This is a genomic window from Corynebacterium sp. CNJ-954, from assembly GCF_001942345.1.
GTDB lineage: Bacteria > Actinomycetota > Actinomycetes > Mycobacteriales > Mycobacteriaceae > Corynebacterium.
On sequence record NZ_MKKI01000033.1, the window covers coordinates 287,581 to 307,083 of the forward strand.

Genomic DNA, 19,503 nt, shown 5'->3' on the forward strand with positions numbered 1-19,503 from the left:
AAATGCTGCGAAACGGCCCCCGAAAGGATAGTTTGGTCAGCAAAGATCATTATTGTGATCGGTACCACTCGGCCAGGCCGAGTATGCAGAGAGATCAGGAGAACCGAAATGCCCGTTGAGAGTCCGTACCAGCGTATCGACATCCCCGCGATCAGCGTCTACGAGCAGGTGTTCGGCACCCTCGGTCAGGAGGAGGAGGGGCGCACCGCCCTCACTGATTCGGTCACGGGCGTTACGGTCACCTACGGGGAGTTGCGTGACCAGGTGAACCTGTTCGCCGGTGCGCTGGCGGCCCGGGGGATCGGTGTCGGCGACGTCGTCGCACTGCACTGCCCGAACACCCACGCATTCGCCGTCGCGTTCCACGGGATCATGCGTGCCGGCGCCACCGTGACCACCATCGGTTCGCTGAGCACGGCGGAGGACGTGGCCAAGCAGATCTCCATGTCCGGTGCGTCCCTGCTGTTCACCGTCGAGATGCTGGGCCCGAACGGTGCCGACGGTGCCCGCAAGGCAGGCCTGCCGGACGACGCGGTCATCGACCTCACCGACGGTGAGCGGGGTCTTGCCGCGATGCTGCAGCAGGGGCATCCGGCACCGGAGGTCTCCTTCGATCCGGCGACACACGTCGCCGTCCTGCCGTTCTCCTCGGGCACCACCGGCGTACCGAAGGGCGTGAAGCTCAGCCACACCAACCTGGTGTCCAATATCCTGCAGACGCTGCCGCGTCTGAGGGAGAACGGTCAGGAGCCTGACTCGGTCGTGATGGCGGTGCTGCCGTTCTTCCACATCTACGGGATGAACACGGTGCTGAACACCACGTTGGCCAACCGTGCCCACCTGGTCACCATGCCGTCCTTCGACCTGAAGGGCTTCCTTGAGCTCCACCAGGCGCACGGGGTCAACTTCACCTTCGTGGCGCCGCCGATCGCCGTGGTGCTCGCGAAGCATCCCATGGTCGACGACTACAACCTGGCCGATCTCAACACCCTGATGTCCGGTGCCGCAGCACTCGACAAGTCACTGGCGACGGCAGTGCAGGACCGGCTGGACGTCACTGTCGTGCAGGGCTACGGGATGACGGAGACGTCGCCGGTGACCCACACGGGCATCCGGGGGAAGTCGCCGCTGGACTCCATCGGCCCGCCGGTGTCGAACACCGAGTGCAAGATCGTCGACCTCACGGACGACGATCTCGCCGAGATTCTTCCCCCCGGAAACGAGGGGGAGAAGTCTGATGCCGGAGAGCTCTGGGTCCGCGGCCCGCAGATCATGCTGGGCTACCTCAACAACGATGAGGCCACCGCCAACACACTGGTCGGTGACGGCTGGCTGCGTACCGGAGACGTCGTGGAGTACGACCACGAGGGCAATACCTATGTGGTGGACCGGGCCAAGGAACTCATCAAGTACAAGGGCTACCAGGTCGCTCCGGCGGAGCTCGAGGCTCTGCTGATGACCCACGCCGACATCGCGGACGCTGCCGTGGTCGGCTTCATCCGCGAGGAGGACGGTGAGGAGCTGCCGCGTGCTTTCGTCGTGGCCCAGGTCCGCGACGGTAACCCGGTCGAGGTCGACAAGGACGCCCTGATGGAGTGGGTCGCCGAGCAGGTGGCACCGTACAAGAAGATCCGCATGGTGGAGGTCGTCGCCGAGATCCCGAAGTCGGGGACCGGCAAGATCCTGCGTAAGGACCTCCGCGGCGCGCCGGTGAGCACCGGCAACTGAGTCGGGGCACGTCGCGTCTGACGGTGGACTGCGAGTCTGGGGGCGGTGAGTTGACCAACTCACCGCCCCCAGACTCGCAGTCCACCCCTCACGGCGGGGCCGGGTCAGAGACCGACCCGGTCCGCCAGGGCAGTGGCCTTGTTGGTCAGTGCTTCGACGGTGGACGCCGTCGGGTTCATTCCCGATGAAGCGTTCGCCGGCTCGTCGAGGGTACGTCGCACGACACCCTCCACGATGACCGCCACCTTCCACAGGCCCAGGACGTGCCAGAAGTCGAGCGCGTTCCTGGACCGTCCGGTCCGGGAGAGGTAGTGCTCGGCCAGCTCCTCGGCGTCGGGGAACCCGGGCTCCAGGGCGGCATCGAACCCGGGCAGGTTCAGACCGTCCCGTGTGGGCCAGTAGGCCAGCAGTGACCCGATGTCGGCCAGCGGGTCACCGAGCGTGGTGAGTTCCCAGTCGACCACCGCGTTGACGTGGCCGGTCTCCCGGTCGACGATGATGTTTCCCAGGTGCAGGTCACCGTGCACGAGCACCGTCTCCGTCTGCTCGGGCACCGCGGCCCGGAGCCGTCCGGTCAGGGCGTCCAGCGCGGGCAGTTCGCGGGTCTTGGTCTTCTCCCACTGACTGGACCACCGGCGCAGCTGGCGTTCTGCGTAGGGGCCGTGGGACGCCAGGTCGTCCAAACCGGTGGCCACGAGATCAACCTCGTGGATGGTGGCCATCGCCTCGATCAGGCCTCTGCCTGCGGCGGAGCGAGCCTCCGGTGAGATCGACGCGGCGGCGTCGGGTGAGTTCAGGGACGTCCCGGGGATCACCGACATCGCCACCACCGGGACGTCGGAGACCTGGTGGGACCCGGCGGCACCGTCGGGCCCGGTGACGCCGTGGATCGTGGGGACCGGGACGGGGGTGTCGGCGAGGCTGGCCATGATGTGACCCTCGCGGGCGACGTCGTGGGCACTGGCGGTGAGATGTCCCAGCGGGGGACGCCGGACCACGACCTCGTGCCCCTCTCCGTCCGTCGCGAGATAGGTCAGGTTCGACTGTCCGGCACCGATCCGGGTGAGGGTGAGCGGGCCGTGCGTGCCGGCGATCTCGGACAGCCAGCCGGCCAGGGCCTCCTCGGAAAACGGTGCGGTGCTCATCGGTTGGTCTCCCGGTACTTCTTCAGCTCCTGACGGGCGATGGTCATCTTGTGGACCTCGTCCGGGCCGTCGGCCAGGCGCAGGGTGCGCAGGTTCGCCCACATCTCCGCCAACGGAGTATCGCCGGTGACACCCTCGCCACCGTGGATCTGGATCGCGCGGTCCACGATGGTGAGTGCCATGGTCGGGACGAGGACCTTGATCGCGGCGATCTCCTGACGAGCCTCCTTGTTGCCGACGGTGTCCATCATCCAGGCGGCCTTGAGGGTGAGCTGGCGGGCCGATTCGATGTTGATCCGGGCCTCGGCGATCCAGTCGCGGATGTTGTCGCGGTCCGCCAGCGGCTTGCCGAAGGTCGAGCGGGAGAGTGCGCGGGTGCACAGCAGCTCCAGGGCGCGCTCGGCCATGCCGATGGCACGCATGCAGTGGTGGATGCGTCCCGGTCCCAGGCGGTCCTGGGAGATCCGGAAGCCCATGCCTTCACCGGCGAGGATGTCCTTGTCGGGGACGAAGACGTTCTCGAAGGTGACCTCGGCGTGTCCTTCGCGGTCGTGGTAGCCGAAGACGGTGAGGTTGCGCACGATGGTGACGCCCTCGGTGTCCGACGGGACGACGAGCATCGACTGCTGCTTGTGGGTCTCCGCCTCCGGGCTGGTCTTGCCCATGACGATCAGCACCTTGAGGTGCGGGTGCATGGCGTTGGAGGCGAACCACTTCCGGCCGTTGAGGCGGTAGCCGCCGTCGACACGCTCCATCGACATGCCGATGTTCGTCGCGTCGGAGGAGGCCGTGCCCGGCTCGGTCATGCAGAAGGCCGAGCGGATCTCGCCGGCGAGCAGCGGCTCAAGGAACTTCTCCCGGTGCTCGGGGGAACCGTGCAGCTCGAGGGTCTCCATGTTGCCGGTGTCCGGGGCGTTGCAGTTGCAGGCCTCAGGGGCCAGGTGGGGGCTGCGGCCCATGATCTCGGCGAGCGGGGCGTACTCGGCGTTGCTGAGGCCGGGACGGTTGTCCGAGCCGTCACCCTTGTGCGGGTGGAAGAGGTTCCAGAGACCGCGGCGCTTGGCCTCTTCCTTGAGCTCGCCCAGGATGGCGGGGAAGTGGTGGGGGTCGCCGGACTCCGCGATCTGCTGTGCGGCGATCGGCTCGGCGGGGTAGACGTGCTCGGTCATGAAGTCGTTGAGACGGCTCTGGTAGTCCAGTGAGCGCTCGCTGAAGTTGAAGTCCATGGTGGTGCCTTTCGGTGGTGTTGGGTGGGGCGGTCTCAGTTGACGATCTGGCCGCCGTCGATCACCAGGTTCGACCCGGTGATCCACGAGGTGCTCGGAGCGGCGAGGAAGCAGATGGCGTCGGCGATGTCGGCGGGTTCACCGATCCGTCCGAGCGGGGTGACCGACGCCGCGGCGTCCTCGTCCTCCTTCCAGAGGGCCTCGGAGAGCTTCGTCCGGACGACGCCGGGCGCCACGGAGTTGACCCGGACTGACGGGGCGAGCTCGTGGGCCATCTGCCGGGTGAGGTGCATGATGGCGGATTTCGAGGCGTTGTAGACCCCGATGCCGTCCTCGATGAAGAGGGCACCGATGGAGGCGACGTTGACGATGGCTCCGGGGTTCTTGTCGCCCAGCCCGGCACGGACGGCGGCTCCTGCCCAGACGGCGGGGCCGGTGACGTTGATGTCGAAGACCTTCTGCATCACGGTGCGTGACTGCTCGGTGACCGGACCATATGCGGGGTTGGTGCCCGCGTTGTTGATCAGGATGTCGAGACTGCCGAAGCGGGATACGGCCTCGTCGCAGACCCGCGTGGCGGCGTCTTCGTCGGCAACGTGGCCGGCGAGACCGAGGACGCGGTCCTTGGCGCCGGTCGCTTCGGCGAGGCTGGCGGCGGCTGCATCAGCGGCTTCGGCCTTGCGGGAGGTGATGACGACATTGGCGCCGGATCTGAGGAGTAGTTCGGCGGTGGCGTAGCCGATGCCGCGCGTGCCGCCGGTGACGACGGCCGTGCGGTCGGTGAAATCGTAGGTGGTCATGCCATGACCATACATTGAATCGTGATTCATTTCACGAATCGGGGGCGATCTCCCCCAGTTTCTCCAGTCCGAGGGTCCGGAACCAGATCGTGTCGGCGGCGGCGCACACCCGGCTGAAGGTCTCGTCCGTGTCAGGGAAACGATCCTCCACCCAGGTCAGGTAGGCCAGGCGCGACACGGAGGCCGAGAGCGCCGTGGCGATGAGCTCAGGGTCCTCAATGCCGACCACGGTCCCCTGGTCGAGGTAGCGGCTGAGCGCGCGGGCGTTGCGTTCGATGAAGCCGTCGGCCCGTCGGGCACGGCGGGCGGCGACGGACTCGTCGGCCATCGACACCTGCTCCATCAGTGCCATCATGCGGTTGTTGCGGCGGTAGGCCGCGAGGTAGCCGCGGTTGGCGGCGCTGATCTGCTCGGCCACGGGACGGTCCGCCGGGAGGCGTCCACCGGGGTGCCGCATCTGCTCCTCGACGTCGTCGAGGACGGCTCCGAGCAGGGCTGACCGGTCGGTGAAGTAGGTGTAGAGGGTGCCCACCGAACAGCCGGCCTCGGCGGCGACCGCGGTGAGTTTCGCGCCGTGGTAGCCGTCGCGGGCGAAGACGTTCTGTGCTGCGGTGAGGATCTCGGAGCGGCGACGTGCCGCGCGGTCGGTTCGGGACTCTCGCTCATTCGTCATGCGTGGATCGTATACGCTAGTGCGCAACAAGTTGAATCCCGGTTCAAAAGTCGGGTGAGAGGACAGGGTCCATGGCTTTTCTTTATCTGGTGAGGCACGGTCAGGCCGGCGAGCGGATACTGACCGGAGACGGGCAGAGCGACTCCTTCGGTGTGGAACGGAGCTACGACGTCCTCAGTGACCGTGGGCACCGGCAGGCTGCGGCGACAGGGCGGTCCCTGGCGCGTCGTAAGGCCCCCGGAACCTCAGTGCCCGTGATATCCGGTCCACTGAACCGGCAGAAGGATACCGCCGCACACGTCGCCGAGGAGCTGGGGTCGGAGACACCGACCGTCGACGAGGCCTGGCGGGAGTTCGACACCGACGCCGTCGTCGCCCCGTGGCTGGCGGCGAACCCGGAGGTCGCCGAGAGAATGCAACGTCTGGTGGACGCGCCCAGTGACGAGAACCGTCGTGCACTCTCACGGTTGACCGGGTCGATGCTGGAGGACGCCATGGCGTGGTGGATCGACCAGCCCGACTTCCCCGAGTTCCGGTCCCAGGTGCTCCGCGGTCTCGCCGCCGCCGCCGACACCGCCCGCGCCGAAGGCACCGCAGTAGCGGTGACCTCCGCCGGGGTCATCGCCGTGTGCGTGGTGGAGAGTTCCGGTGTGCCGGTGAACCGGTGGCCCACTGTCGCAGGCAGGTTGTTCACCGCCTCGGTCAGCCTGCTCCGGGTCCAGGAGGGGGACGGGCATCACGGTGTGGAGCTGCTGTCATTCAACGAGCACGCCCACCTCGATGAGCCTGACGCAGACGGTAGGCGTCCGCTGCGTCGTTTCTCCTGACCCGCTGGGCGGGGACGACGGTTACGCTGGAGGACGGTAAAACCGGCCGTCGTGGTCGGAGAACGGGAGACGGACAGATGGCTTTGATCTACCTGGTGCGCCACGGGCAGGCAGGCGCGGGCATGGGCGCCTACGACGACGGGAACGTGGAGAAGAGCTACGACGGTCTGACGGAGCGAGGTCGGCGCCAGGCTGATGTTGTGGCGCGCTCGCTCGCCGAGCGTCTCGGTGACGACGGTGACGACGGTGACGACGGTGACGGTGGCGGTGCAGGTGCACGGGCGCCGAGGGTGTTCTGCGGTCCCCTGCACCGTCAACACGACACGGCGGCGGCCGTCTCCTCGGCACTGTTCCCGGACCGCTCGGGCGCCGACGCCGACCCTGCCACCGATCCGGCATGGAAGGAATTCGACTCGGACGCGGTCGTGGTTCCGTGGATGAAACGCAACACCGAGACCGCCCGTCGGCTTCAGCAGGTCATGCAGGACGTCCGGCACGGTTCAGGCGACGTGGCGGAAGCGGAGTCGGCGGTACGTGAGGTCCTCGACGGTGCGCTCGGCGAGTGGATCGACAGTGCCGGCTTCCAGGAGTTCCGGGAGACGGTGCTCGGTGGTCTCGGTCGGGCTACCGCGGCCGCCAGGGAGGACGGGGCAGCTGTCGTCGCCACGTCTGCCGGAGTGATCGCCACCTGTACCGCGGCCGTCTCGGGCCTGCCGCGACAGGCCGTCCCCTCCCTGGTCGGAAGGATATTCAATGCGTCGGTCACGGTCCTGCGTGTCGCGGACGAGGCGGGACGTCACCGCGGCGGCAGCGCCGGTGTCGACCTGTTGTCCTTCAACGAGTACGCCCACCTCGACCGGCCGGATGCCCGGGGTGATCTGACGCTGATCTAGGCACAGGTCTAGCTGGGAGTCGGTGGACGGGGTGGTGGGGCCCCGGAGCGACCGGGCCCTCGGAGAGCACCGACGGTGACCCAGACGCAGAGCAGCAGATGGGCGGCGATGGTGACCGCCAGGGCGATGATCTCCCGGTCGGACATGGGGAACTCGGGTGGTCCGACTAACCCCTGGGCAGTCAGGAAGAGACCGTAGGAACTGAAGAGGATCATTCCGAGGGCACCGGCGGCAGACCACGGGCGTCCGATGTTCCGGCTGCCGGCGAACATGCCGGTGAGAGCCCCTGCGACCAGCCCAGCGACGGTCCAGAGTATGAATGCCTCAGGCTGGAAGCTTTCCAGGGTGCCCATGAGTATCTGCAGAGGGTAGTACGACGCTCCCGCTACGGAGGTGGACACGGCTCCCACACACGCCGCCCGCAAAGGGTGGGAACGGGGAGCCAGAAGCCGGGTAATGAGGTACCCCCACCAGGACCACAACCACGTCAGTCCGAAGATAAGACTCAGTACTGAGGACCCGGGGATGACACCGGTGTAGGTGGCGACCGTGACCACGCAGAAGCACAGGCCAGCCGACGCGGCGAGAACGAGTGTGTGTAGTGGAGAGCGCACGATGGGCGGTTCCGTCCTCTCAGGTTGCCAGCTCCGGAGCCGTAGGGGACGGGACTACGCGGGATCGCTGGACGGCAGTGACTGCCGTACCGCCATAGACAGTGCGAGGCTGTTGAGCGGACCGTCGAACCGTGTGCCGTTGACGTAGACGACGGGGTCAGAGCCGACGTCTGCGTCCTGCAGGTCGAGGTTGTCGTCCTCGACCCGGTTCCGGTCGACCTGACGGGTGATCCGCTGCTCGAACTCCTCCACGTCCAGCCCGATTCGTTCGGCGGAGGACCGGACCTTCTCGGTGTCGATGTCCTCCAGGACGGTAGCGAGATCGTCGTGCATCTCCCAGAACTTGCCCTGCGCACCGGCCGCCTCCAGGGCGAGTGCCGCGGTCTGCGCCGCATCCGTGGTCGTGTGGTGCCGGAACACGATCTGCACGTCGTCTCCGACGGTGCGGTGCACCTCGCGCAGGGCGTCGGCGGTGTCGTGCCGGTAGGGGAGGTTCATCGCTGCGTAGACGACGACACTGGCCGGGGCATCTCCGGGCCCGCGGATGTGGTCGGTGTCCGGGTTGACCTCGCGGTTGAGCACGGTACCGGCAGGGGTCGGGAGCGGACGGAAACGGTCCCCGGCACGGAAGACCAGCCAGGCCGCGAACAGCGCGAGCGCCGAGGCCATCAGCACGCCGACACGTGCCTGGTCGGCGACGGCCTGGTCGTCGATGGCGAGGCCCACCACCAGCAGTGAGATCGTGAAGCCCATCCCCGACAACACCGCGGCGCCGGCGACACGGGGGATGTCGAGTCCCGGCAACCGGGACGACGGAATGAACCGGAGCACACAGGCGGCTGCGGTGGTGATGCCCACAGCCTTGCCGACCACGAGCCCGAGGATGACACCCCACGTCAACGTCGAGGTGAACGCATCCCCCAGAGCCTGGGGGCTCAGTGACACGCCTGCATTGGCCAGCGCGAACAACGGGACGACAAGGAAGTTCACATAGGGCGGCAGCACGGCGGACAACCGCTGGTTGAGCGGTATCGCGTAGGTGACGACCGACCGGACGCTGCGTGCCATGTCCGGCTGCGGGGCCTGCCGGAACAGGCGGAACGCCCGGGTCGCCAGCGCGATGTCACTTCTCCGCGGCGGGTAGACCGGCATCAACAGGGCGATCAGTACACCGGCCAGGGTCGCGTGGACGCCGGCGGTGTAGAAACACGCCCAGGTGTAGACACCGATCACGGCGTAGGGGAGGACCTTCCACACCTGCAGTCGCTGCAGCAGCCAGATCCCCACCAGGCCGACGACTCCGAGAGCCAGTGCCCCCACCTTCAGGTCGTCCGTGTAGAACACGGCGATCACGGACAATGCCCCGATGTCGTCGACCACCGCAAGGGCCAGCAGGAAGATGCGTAGTCGCGGCGCATTCCGCGGTCCGATGAGCGCCAGCATGCCGAGAGCGAAGGCGGTGTCGGTAGAGATGACCGACCCCCACGCCGACGCGAAGTCCTCGCCGTGGGTGATGACGAGGAAGATCAGGGCGGGGGCGACGAGACCACCGATTGCCGCGACGACCGGGAGGATCGCACGCTCCTTCGTCCTCAACTCACCGAGAGTGAGCTCACGGCGGACGTCGAGGCCGACCATCAGGAAGAAGAACGCCATCAGGCCTTCGTCGACCCAGTCACTGAAGGTGAGCGAGAACGAGAAATCCCCTGCGGAGAACCCGACCTCCGTTCCCCACACGGTGTCGTAGCTGGTGCCGATGTTCGCCCAGACCAGGGCTGCCACCGTGGCAGCTATCAGGGCGAAAGCCGAGTACGTCTCATTGTTCAGTGCACGCCTGACAACCGCCTTCCGGTGCAGGCTGCGACGGTAGTCGACCACGGGAATCCCCCTTCGGCCCCGAGGGCTCAGTGTTGTGCGGATGAAACATCATCGACTGTACGCCGGGCGCCGTCCAGTCCGGTCGGAGGGTTCGCGGGGCCCAGTCAGGTACGGGGAGAGCCCTCCTTGCTCGTCGTGGCCTCCCCTTCGCCTTCGCCTTCTCCTTCCCCTTCCTCGGCCTGGTCGGCCGTGGCGTCGGTGTACCACTCGCTGTAGGCGGGGTCCGAGCTGTCAAAGTTGGCCCCGGCACCTTCGTCGGACGCCACGGCGTCCACCCCGAAGACGAAGTCGTCACCGTGCTCGTCGATACCGCGTCGCAGGCCCTTGGTGATGGCGGCCCGGGCGTAGCGGCGGCGGATCGTCGCCGGGTCTGTCGAGAGGTCCTTCGCCCACGAGACCATCATCCCGACGATGATCAGTGCGAACGGCAGGGAGCAGGACACCATGATCGACTGGAGGCCGGACAAAGCGTTCTCCCCTCCCGCCAGCAGCAGGAACATGGCGATCAGGCCCAGAGCGGCACCCCAGACGATGGTCACGGAGCGTGAAGGCACGGCGCGACCGGACTGCGACATCGAGCCCATCACCACCGTGGCGGAGTCGGCGGCGGTGACGAAGAAGATGATCACGGCGACGATCACGACGACAGATGTGACCGCAGCGAGCGGCAGGTTGTCCATGATGTCGAACATCACGTTTTCGCCGGAGTCCTTGATCTCCAGGCCGAGGCCGTCGAGGGTCATCTTGATCGCCGTACCGCCGAACAGGACGTACCAGGCGATGGATATCAGGGACGGCACGAGCACGACGACAACCACGAACTGGCGGATCGTCCGGCCCTTGGAGATCTTCGCGATGAACAGTCCGACGAAGGGCGACCATGAGATCCACCACGCCCAGAAAAGCATCGTCCAGGACGTCACGAACTCCTGTTCCACCTCGCCCTGGCTGGCGTTGACCTGGATCAACGACAGGAAGTTCTCGAAGAACGCGTAGATCGAGGTGGGCAGCAGATCGAGGAGGAAGACCGTCGGTCCGGCGATGAGCACGAATGCCCCGAGGCCGATGACCAGACCCATGTTGAGGTTCGAGAGGAAACGGATGCCGCGTTTGACCCCGGTGACCGCGGAGATGATGAAGATCACCGTGAGCACCGCCATGGCGACGACCACGAATCCGTCACCCTCCAGATCCTTGCCGGTGAGGATCGAGGTCCCCGTCCGCAGCTGGAGGGCACCGATGCCCAGAGATGTCGCGGTGCCGAAGAGTGTCACCAACACGGCGGCGACATCGATCAGTTTGCCGAGCGGACGGTTCGGCCCGTCGGGGAAGACAGGTTCAAATACCGCGGAGATCAGCGGCACCCGCCCACGACGGTAGGTGGTGTAGGCGATTGCTCCACCGACCAGGGCGTAGATGCCCCAGGGTAGACTGGCCTGGTCGAGGATGGACTGGGACATCCCGGGGAGGATCGCGTCGGTGGTCCCGCCCTCTGCGTCGGTGGCAGGGCCCGGTTCGAGGAAGTGCTGCAGCGGTTCCATCGGCCCGTAGAAGATCAGACCGATGCCCAGTCCAGCGGCAAAGAGCATGGATATCCACGACAGGGTGGAGTAGTCTGGTTCCGCATCGTCCGGTCCGAGACGGATATGCCCGGTCGGACGGAAAGCGATGACGAACATGAACACCATGCAGGACACCGCGACCACGCCGTAGAACCATCCGAGATTCTTGACCACCCAGGTCTGCATCGTGGAGCCCACCGAGGCGATGTTGTCGGGGGCGAACGCGGCCCAGGCGATGAACGCGACGGCGACGATCAGGGCAGTGACGAAGACACCGACCCTGGTCGGGTACTTCGTCTGCGTCTCCTCCACGCTGATACCGGGGACGAGGGCGGGGTGGACGGACTGCTCACCGGTGGCGGCGCGCTTGACCGCCTGCCCGATACGGGTGGACTGGGGTGGACGGGGGCCGGACTCGGCCATGGTCGATTCCTTTCTCGGAGGTCCCGGGAAGCCCCCGGGGGCGGGGAAGTTACGGCAGGCTGAGTTGCGTGGTGCGACCTCCGTCCACGGTGTAGATCTGGCCGGTGATGAACCTCGCGTCCTCGGACGCGAGGAATGCGACCAACCCGGCCACGTCCGCCGGCGACCCGGTGCGACGCAGCGGGTGGATGAGGTCCAGCCGCCGACGGAACCCGTCCGGATCCTGCGCACCGTCCACGTAACTGCGGTTGAGGTCCGTGTCGATCCAGCCCGGAGCGACGGCATTGCACCGCACACCGTGGCGGCCGGCGTCCACCGCCACAGCGCGGGTGAGGCCGTGCAGGCCTGACTTTGTCGCGCTGTAGGCGGCGTGGCCTGGATTGGCGGCCTCGCCTTCCACCGAGCCGGTGTTTACGATGCAGCCCCGGACGCTGCGCAGGTGCGGCAGCGCCGCCCGGATGAGCAGGAAGGGTGCGGTGAGATTGACCGCCAGGGCCCGGTTCCAGTCCTCGACGGGCGTCTCCTCGACCGGGGTCTCCTGCATCATCCCGGCATTGTTGACGAGGATGTCCAGACGTCCGGCCCGGGTGATGACCTCGCCGACCACCTGCGCAGGGGACGCGGGATCGGTGAGGTCGGCACTGATGCCGTACGCATCGTCGCCGCTCCGGCGCTGCACCGTGTACACCGTCGCGCCCTCGTCGCGGAGACGGTCGCTGATGGCCCGTCCGATTCCGGAACGTCCGCCGCTGACCAGGGCTACTCTGCCCTCGAACCGTCCGGTTGTCGGGCCAGTGCCCGTGTCGTTGTCAGTCACAGGGTCAGTCACAGGTCTGCGTCGTCCTTTCGTCCGATCCCCTCGGCGGCGAGGGCTGCCCGGGCCGCGCGCATCGCAGCCTTGTTCGCGGTCTCCACCCCCTGGTGTCGTGCGGCCTGGGTCATCCCCTCGTGGAGCAGGAAAAGTGTGTCTGCCAGGTGACTGTTGTCCCGGTCCGGGGCCACGTGGTCGAGACGCCGACGGAATTCCCCGGTCATCCTGTTCTTGTGGGCGGAGACCACGTCGGCGACAGCGGTACTGGAGGGGTACTCGGACAGTGCGTTCATGTACAGGCACCCGATGTTCGCCACCTGGTCCAGCCAGTCCCGCAGCCGGACGAGCGGGTGGAGGACATGACCTATGCCCTCCTCAGGGCCTCCGGCGAGCCAGACCGTGTACGCGCGGTCGCGGTAGTCGAGCGCCCCGACCACCATTGACTCCCGACTGGGGAAGTACTTGTAGAGCGTCCGGAGCGAGACACCACTCCAGTCCCTGAGTTCGTTCACCGATCTCCCGGCAAAGCCTCGTTCGGCGAAGCCGCGTTCGAGCCCGGCGGCGATGCGGTCGCGGGCGTCGGAGGGTTCGGGGAGTGGTGTGGCGGCAGTCACGACGAACAAGGGTAGAGCGATTGTTCTACTGGGGCAAAGTGACGACGTCGGGAGGTCAGCTCCCGTCTGCGGTCCGGTCGGTGAGCTGACGCTCGTACTCCTTGAGCAACCTGCGACGTTCACGGTCGGCGTTCCACCGTTCGGTGACGTCCCGCATGATCGCGGCAACTCCGTCGATCCGCCCCTCGGGATCCTTGAGGATCACGATGGAGAACTCCAGTGAGATGCGGTGGCCGTCCTTGGTGACCCCGGGTGCGGACAGCGGTGATGCGCCGTACCTCGTGGTGCCGGTTTCCATCACCCGGTCCCAGCCCTGCCAGTGGGGTGTACGGAGTCGCTCGGGGATGATGAGCTCGAGGGACTGGCCCACGGCCTCGTCGGACCGGTAGCCGAACATGATTTCGGCACCGTGATTCCACAGGCGGATCGTTCCGGACCGGTCGGCGTAAATCACCGCGTCAAGCGTGGATTCTTCGATGATTCGTCGAGGAATTTCTGACGCGGGAGCTTTCCTGTCATTGGTTTCCACGGAATTCTCCTCACCTGGCGACATTACATGTTTTGTTAGTGAATATACGCCACCGGATGCTGTGTTCGGTAACGGGCGCCGGGCTGGAGGGGGCTCGCCGACGGGGCGCCGGAGAGTGATTCTGCAGCGTACGGTTTCGGTGGGGCCGGTGGTGGCTCAGTTGCAGTATCGGGCGCACCCGCCTACCGTTGATCCGGTATGTGATCCACAGCACTACTATTCTTACTGCCGACGAATCGACGTGAACCAGTGAATGAATTCATCTCCTCACGATGGACGGACATTCTCTTCCGTTCTTATCAACATGCGAGTCTGGTGATTCAGGCTCTGATTCTCGCCACCGTCGTGGCACTGGTGATTGCCGTGATCGTCACGCGGTACCGGGGCCTGTCTCCGGTGGCCAATGCGGTGTCGGCGGTCGGGTTGACGATCCCGTCCCTGGCGCTGCTCGGCCTGGTGATCCCGCTGGTCGGTATCGGTACCCTGCCGTCGGTGTTCATCGTCGTGTTCTTCGCCGTCCTGCCCATCCTGCGCAACGCGATCGTCGGGCTGCAGCAGATCCCCGCCGAACTCATCGAGGCGGCGCGTGGGCAGGGGATGAATGCGGCCTCGATTCTGCTCCGCGTCCGGCTCCCACTGGCGTGGCCGGTGATCATGACGGGCATCAGGGTTTCCACCCAGATGTCGATGGGAGTCGCTGCCATCGCCGCTTACGCCCTGGGGCCGGGGCTCGGCGGATACATATTCACCGGGCTCAGCCAGATCGGCAGCGCCAACGCACTCTATTACACCCTGGTGGGGACGATCGGCGTGATTATCGTCGCGCTGATTCTGGACGCCGTCCTCGTCCTGCTGGGCCGACTGACAACCTCGAAGGGGCTCCGCGCATGACGAACGACCGACAGAACTCAGGTGCGGAGATTGAACTCTCCGGCATCACGAAGCGCTATTCCGGGCAGGACGCAGCAGCCGTCGAGGACCTCAACCTCACGATTCCCGCCGGCGAGACCGTCATGTTCGTCGGACCGTCCGGTTGCGGTAAGACGACCTCGTTGAAGATGATCAACCGGCTGATCGAACCGTCGGAGGGGATCATCAAGATCGGCGGGGAGGATGTCACGAAGAAGAACCCCACGGAGCTGCGGCGCAGCGTCGGTTATGTCATCCAGGGTGGCGGTCTGCTGCCGCACATGACCGTCGCGCAGAACATCGGCCTGGTGCCCGGACTGCTGAAATGGGAGAAGAAGCGGATCACCGACCGCGTGGACGAGTTGCTCGACCTGGTGGGACTGGATCCGGCGACCTACCGCCACCGTTTCCCCAGGGAACTGTCGGGTGGGCAGCAGCAGCGCGTCGGCGTGGCCCGCGGGTTGGCTGCCGACCCGCCCGTCCTCCTCATGGACGAGCCTTTCGGCGCCGTGGACCCGATCACGCGTCAACGACTGCAGGACGAACTGATCAGCCTGCAGAATGAGCTGCACAAGACGATCGTGTGCGTCACCCACGACATCGATGAGGCGGTGAAGCTCGGCGACCGGATCCTGGTGCTCAAGGAGCAGGCGCGTATCGCCCAGTACGACACCCCGGACCAGATCCTCGGTAACCCCTCCGACGACTACGTGGCCGACTTCGTGGGCTCCGGTTCGAAGCTCAAGCAGCTGTCCCTGCTGCGTGTGGACGACGTGGGGGTCGAAGACTTTCCGACCTGCACGATCGGGGAAGACTCCGCCGAGGTCGTGCAGCGGGTCAGGGACAAAGGGAAAGACAGCGTCATCATCCTCGACGAGCGCAACCGTCCGCGGGACTGGGTCTGGTTGCGCACCCTGCAATCCCGCAGTACGGTTCCGGCGCCGGACCTCGACCTGGAGACCACCGTGGAGCGGCGGTCCACCGTCAACGATGCACTCGATTCCATGCTCGTCTCCAGCCATGGCGGAGCCATCGTGACCGACCGTGGCCGCTACGCCGGAGTGATCTACTACGAGGCGGTCACCGAGTACATCCGTGCCCTCAACTCCGACGGAGGGCAGTAGACGTGGCAGGCACAGGAGGCATGGTGCGCCGGATGTCCGGGGAGGACAAGCTCCTCATCATCGGGATCCCGGTCCTGGTGGTCGTGGTGTTCCTGGGGTGGGTCGGCTGGCGGCAGACGGCGGACCTCGGTGACGTCGAGGCACGCGCCCTCGCCTGGGACAGCGTACTGACCATGGCACGACAGCACATTGTGCTCGTCATTCTCTGCGCAGTGCTGGTCATGGTCACCGCCGTGCCCGCCGGTATTCTGTTGACCCGACGGCGCACACCGGTGCTGTCTATGTTGACCACGCTCATCGGCAATATCGGTCAGTCGGCCCCCGTTATCGGTGTGATCGTGCTGCTGGCCATCTGGCTGGGATTCGGTACACCCACCGCCGTGCTCTCGTTGAGCATCTACGCGTTCCTGCCGGTGCTGGCGAACACGGTCACGGGGCTCACCGGCGTGGACCGCAATCTCGTCGAAGCGGCCAGAGGCATGGGTATGTCGCCGGTACAGGTGTTGTTCCGGGTGGAGTTGCCGTTGGCGTTGCCGGTGATCATGACCGGGGCGAGGACCGCGCTGGTGCTGCTGGTGGGAGCCGGAGCATTCGCGACATTCATCGACGCCGGCGGGCTCGGCGCACTGATCCAGACGGGGATCACCCTGTACCGGTTCCCCGTCCTGGTTTCCGGGGCGATCCTGATCGCGCTGCTCGCTCTGCTCGTGGAATGGGTGGGCCGGCTCCTGGAAGTCGCGCTGACCCCGAAGGGACTGTGATCGACCCATGACAACGACGAGAACTGATATTCCACGAACCAGCGGACGGGTCCGGATCCTCGCGCTACTGACCGCACTGTCGGCGATGTTGGTGTCGGCCTGTGGGCTCGGCACCGCCGGCGGCTACAGTCCCAGCGGCACGCTCTCCGGCGATCTGGAGGACGTGGACCTCTCCGGGGCGTCGGTGGCGGTGGGGTCGAAGAACTTCACCGAGCAGATTCTGCTGGGCAAGATGGCCGTGATCCTCTTCCAGTCTGCAGGCGCGGACGTGCAGGACCTGACGAACATCCCGGGCTCCTCCAGCGCACGTCAGGCCATGATCGAGGGCGACGTGAACATGCAGTGGGAGTACACGGGCAGTGCCTGGACGACCTACCTCAACCACGACGACCCCATTCCGGATGAACGGAAGCAGTATGAGGCCGTCCGTGACGAGGAGAAGGCCAACGGACTGGTGTGGCTTCCCCCGGCACCGATGAACAACACCTACGGTTTCGCCACCACCAAGGAAGTCGCTGACAGGCTCGATGTGTCGACGCTCTCGGACATGGCGAAGGTCCCGCGGGCGGACCGTACGTTGTGCGTGGAGTCGGAGTTCGCGAACCGGAACGACGGTCTGATCCCGATGCTCGAGGCGTACGGGCTGTCTCCGGCGGATGTCGACCAGTCCTTGATGGACACCGGTGCCGTCTATGCCGCGACGGCGGGCGGCACCTGTAATTTCGGTGAGGTGTTCACCACCGACGGACGCATCAAGGCACTTGACCTGCAGATCCTCGAAGACGACAAGCAGTTCTTCCCGAAGTACAACCTGTCGGCCGTTGTCGCTCAGGGCCTCATCGACGACTACCCGCAGATCGCGGACCTGTTCGCCCCGGTCTCGGAGAAGCTCGATGACGAGACTCTCATCGACCTGAACGCGAGGATCGACGTGGACGGTGAAGAGCCGACCGACGTCGCCTGGGACTGGCTGCGCGACGAAGGGTTCATCGACGGGTAGGGTCGAGACACCGCACTGAGGAGGGTACTCACGGGCCGGGTAGTGGTGGTGAACTTCATCAGTATCGACGGAGTCATCCAGTCGCCGTTGTCACCCGGGGAGGACCGCGACGGCGGATTCGGCCGCCGACGTCTCTGAGCCCGCCGTCGCGGCCATGAACCGCATGCCGAAGTATGTGGTCTCCTCGAGATTGGACCATCTCGGGTGGCGGAACTCCCACCAGCTCACAGGTGAACTGGCTTCCGCGATTACTGACGTCAAGGACAGGACCGATGGAGACCTCGTCATATTCGGTTCCGGAAAAGCATGGTCCGCGGGCTCGTCGAGCACGACCTCATTGACGGGTACCGACTGCTTCTCTTCCCGGTCACCCTCGGTGCGGGAAAGCGCATGTTCGATGATCACGGGAGTTTCGCCACGTTTGAACTCAGCGACAGTGTCGTCGCTCCCAGCGGCGTCGTCATCCTCACGTACAGCCGCCACATTCCAGCCTGAGGCCCGGTAGAACTGGGATCCATGGCAGAGAAAAGTGCTCCGGCGATGTCGCCGTCCGGGATCCCGTACACCGACGTCCTTGACCGCGTGGACGGTCCTCGTCGTGCCGAGGCGGACGAGCTGGTGGCAATGATGCAGGACATCACCGATGAGAAACCGGTGGTCTGGGCTGGGCGCATCATCGGTTTCGGGCGCCGGCACTACCGCTACGAGTCCGGGCACGAGGGGGATACGCCGGTAGCTGCCTTCGCTACCGGTACTCGTCAGCACACCATCTACCTTGACAGCGGGTTCGAGGAACGGCACCCGGAGCTCATGCGTGACCTCGGAAAGTACCGTGCTGGAACGGCCTGCCTGTACCTCACCCGTCTGGCGAACGTCGACAGGAATGTGTTGCACGCACTGGTTGTGGCGTCGATCGCGCGCGGCGATGAGCTGGATTGACTCGCAATGTGAAGGTACCGCTTGACTTTGTCAGGTACCTGCGTAGTATCTCCTTTAGCAGGTACCTGAACAACAGGTACCGCACTACTTGAAGGAGTGGACATGGAAGACATCACTAGCAACAGCAATGACGACAAGAACGCAGCCGCCGACAACACCGGTACTACCCCGGACCTCGCGGACCGTCTCACCCACCTCGCCATGATGCTGCGGCGCATGGACATGATGGGCCGCCCGGGGCGACCGTTCGGCGGAATGCGTGCCGGGCAGGGCCGGGTGCTGCACATTCTCACGCTGCGCAGCCCGATGCCGCAGAAGGAACTCGCCTTCATGCTGGGCGTCCGGCCGCAGTCACTCAGTGAACTTCTCGGCAAGCTTGAATCCGCCGGATTCGTCGAGCGCCGTCGGGACGACACTGACCGTCGGACGTTCATCGTGGACATCACCGAGGAGGGCAGGAATGCCGCCTCTGATGTCCCGGAGACCGACGACCCGTTCGACGTCCTCACCGCTGAGGAGCAGGAACAGTTCGGCGACATGCTTGACCGGGTCTCTGCTGCGGTGCGCGAGAAGTTCCCGGATGATCCCCGAGGCGGCGGCCGCGGTCGTGGCTTTGGTGGGCCGGACCCCTTCGGTGGAGGGCGTGGATTCGGTGGTCATCGCGGCGGCAGAGGACACGGTGGCCGCGGTATGCCTGACGGCGACCCGGAGGCGGGTGACCGTGCCCACTGGCACGAGCACTGCCACCAGGACGGCGCAGAGTGGCCCGGAATGCGGGAGATGCAGGACATGGGCCGGATGGCGATGTTCCGCATGGGCATGATGGGTCGGGGTCGAGGCGCGGGTCGTGGCTCGGGCCGAGGTTTCGGACGCGGCTTCGGTGAGACGCCGGGTTTCGCCTGATTCTCACTGAGAGACCGCGCATTCCTGCCATGGCCCGCAGGTGAGTATCGACGCAGCAACCCGGAGACGGTCACACCGACCTCCGGGTTGCTGCGTTGTGGGGGGTTGTGGGGGTTGTGGGGGGCGGGGGGGTGGGTTCGAGTG

20 protein-coding genes are annotated in these 19,503 nt (G+C 66.0%); 10 read left to right on the forward strand and 10 right to left on the reverse strand.

Annotated elements, in window-relative coordinates:
* Nucleotides 1-108 precede the first annotated feature (108 nt).
* Nucleotides 109-1,728, forward strand: coding sequence for an AMP-binding protein (locus BJF89_RS11250; protein ID WP_075814893.1), 1,620 nt, complete (start codon nt 109-111; stop codon nt 1,726-1,728).
* A gap of 104 nt (nt 1,729-1,832) precedes the next feature.
* Here BJF89_RS11250 and BJF89_RS11255 read toward each other — a convergent pair whose 3' ends face one another.
* From BJF89_RS11255 to BJF89_RS11270, 4 genes are read right to left on the reverse strand one after another with little or no spacing between them, the layout of a single operon-like run.
* A complete protein-coding gene (locus BJF89_RS11255; protein WP_075814895.1) occupies nt 1,833-2,873 on the reverse strand; it encodes a phosphotransferase family protein in 1,041 nt (346 codons plus the stop codon).
* Complete coding sequence (locus BJF89_RS11260) at nt 2,870-4,099, reverse strand: acyl-CoA dehydrogenase family protein (protein ID WP_075814897.1); 1,230 nt, start codon at nt 4,097-4,099, stop codon at nt 2,870-2,872. Before BJF89_RS11260 ends, BJF89_RS11255 begins: the two co-directional genes overlap by 4 nt.
* Nucleotides 4,100-4,134: 35 nt before the next feature.
* Nucleotides 4,135-4,899, reverse strand: a complete 765-nt coding sequence (locus tag BJF89_RS11265; RefSeq protein WP_187344700.1) for an SDR family oxidoreductase — start codon at nt 4,897-4,899, stop codon at nt 4,135-4,137.
* 31 nt (nt 4,900-4,930) lie between these two features.
* Complete coding sequence (locus tag BJF89_RS11270; protein WP_075814901.1) at nt 4,931-5,572, reverse strand: TetR/AcrR family transcriptional regulator; 642 nt, start codon at nt 5,570-5,572, stop codon at nt 4,931-4,933.
* 71 nt (nt 5,573-5,643) lie between these two features.
* On the opposite strand from BJF89_RS11270, the gene BJF89_RS11275 reads away from it, so the two are divergent.
* Nucleotides 5,644-6,399 (forward strand): histidine phosphatase family protein, encoded by a 756-nt coding sequence (locus BJF89_RS11275; protein ID WP_075814903.1) that lies wholly within the window; start codon nt 5,644-5,646, stop codon nt 6,397-6,399.
* A 77-nt stretch (nt 6,400-6,476) separates the two neighbouring features.
* Nucleotides 6,477-7,292 (forward strand): histidine phosphatase family protein, encoded by an 816-nt coding sequence (locus BJF89_RS11280; RefSeq protein ID WP_075814905.1) that lies wholly within the window; start codon nt 6,477-6,479, stop codon nt 7,290-7,292.
* A gap of 8 nt (nt 7,293-7,300) precedes the next feature.
* Here BJF89_RS11280 and BJF89_RS11285 read toward each other — a convergent pair whose 3' ends face one another.
* From BJF89_RS11285 to BJF89_RS11310, 6 genes are all read right to left on the reverse strand, one after another.
* Entirely contained in the window at nt 7,301-7,906 is a 606-nt protein-coding gene (locus BJF89_RS11285; RefSeq protein WP_139311999.1) for a hypothetical protein, read from the reverse strand.
* A 54-nt stretch (nt 7,907-7,960) separates the two neighbouring features.
* Complete coding sequence (gene nhaA, locus BJF89_RS11290; RefSeq protein ID WP_255372609.1) at nt 7,961-9,784, reverse strand: Na+/H+ antiporter NhaA; 1,824 nt, start codon at nt 9,782-9,784, stop codon at nt 7,961-7,963.
* A gap of 104 nt (nt 9,785-9,888) precedes the next feature.
* Entirely contained in the window at nt 9,889-11,769 is a 1,881-nt protein-coding gene (locus BJF89_RS11295; RefSeq protein WP_083650667.1) for a BCCT family transporter, read from the reverse strand.
* Between the two features lie 49 nt (nt 11,770-11,818).
* Nucleotides 11,819-12,598, reverse strand: a complete 780-nt coding sequence (locus tag BJF89_RS11300) for an SDR family NAD(P)-dependent oxidoreductase (RefSeq protein ID WP_222843835.1) — start codon at nt 12,596-12,598, stop codon at nt 11,819-11,821.
* Complete coding sequence (locus tag BJF89_RS11305) at nt 12,595-13,194, reverse strand: TetR/AcrR family transcriptional regulator (RefSeq protein WP_075815003.1); 600 nt, start codon at nt 13,192-13,194, stop codon at nt 12,595-12,597. Before BJF89_RS11305 ends, BJF89_RS11300 begins: the two co-directional genes overlap by 4 nt.
* A gap of 55 nt (nt 13,195-13,249) precedes the next feature.
* Complete coding sequence (locus tag BJF89_RS11310; RefSeq protein ID WP_255372610.1) at nt 13,250-13,723, reverse strand: PAS domain S-box protein; 474 nt, start codon at nt 13,721-13,723, stop codon at nt 13,250-13,252.
* Nucleotides 13,724-13,972: 249 nt separating this feature from the next.
* Between BJF89_RS11310 and BJF89_RS11315 the strand changes: the two genes are divergently transcribed.
* The 7 genes from BJF89_RS11315 (at nt 13,973) to BJF89_RS11345 (ending at nt 19,359) form a co-directional block, all read left to right on the forward strand.
* The gene (locus tag BJF89_RS11315; protein WP_038553267.1) at nt 13,973-14,614 is read left to right on the forward strand and encodes an ABC transporter permease; all 642 of its coding nucleotides are present in this window, start codon (nt 13,973-13,975) and stop codon (nt 14,612-14,614) included.
* Nucleotides 14,611-15,756, forward strand: a complete 1,146-nt coding sequence (locus BJF89_RS11320; RefSeq protein ID WP_075814913.1) for an ABC transporter ATP-binding protein — start codon at nt 14,611-14,613, stop codon at nt 15,754-15,756. Before BJF89_RS11315 ends, BJF89_RS11320 begins: the two co-directional genes overlap by 4 nt.
* A 20-nt stretch (nt 15,757-15,776) precedes the next feature.
* A complete protein-coding gene (locus BJF89_RS11325) occupies nt 15,777-16,517 on the forward strand; it encodes an ABC transporter permease (RefSeq protein ID WP_075814915.1) in 741 nt (246 codons plus the stop codon).
* A 7-nt stretch (nt 16,518-16,524) separates the two neighbouring features.
* Entirely contained in the window at nt 16,525-17,517 is a 993-nt protein-coding gene (locus BJF89_RS11330) for a glycine betaine ABC transporter substrate-binding protein (protein ID WP_075814917.1), read from the forward strand.
* 306 nt (nt 17,518-17,823) lie between these two features.
* Nucleotides 17,824-18,012, forward strand: coding sequence for a dihydrofolate reductase family protein (locus tag BJF89_RS20050; RefSeq protein ID WP_075814919.1), 189 nt, complete (start codon nt 17,824-17,826; stop codon nt 18,010-18,012).
* A 21-nt stretch (nt 18,013-18,033) separates the two neighbouring features.
* Complete coding sequence (locus BJF89_RS11340; RefSeq protein ID WP_075814921.1) at nt 18,034-18,456, forward strand: DUF1801 domain-containing protein; 423 nt, start codon at nt 18,034-18,036, stop codon at nt 18,454-18,456.
* A 102-nt stretch (nt 18,457-18,558) separates the two neighbouring features.
* Nucleotides 18,559-19,359, forward strand: coding sequence for a MarR family winged helix-turn-helix transcriptional regulator (locus tag BJF89_RS11345; protein ID WP_075814923.1), 801 nt, complete (start codon nt 18,559-18,561; stop codon nt 19,357-19,359).
* Nucleotides 19,360-19,503 lie beyond the last annotated feature (144 nt).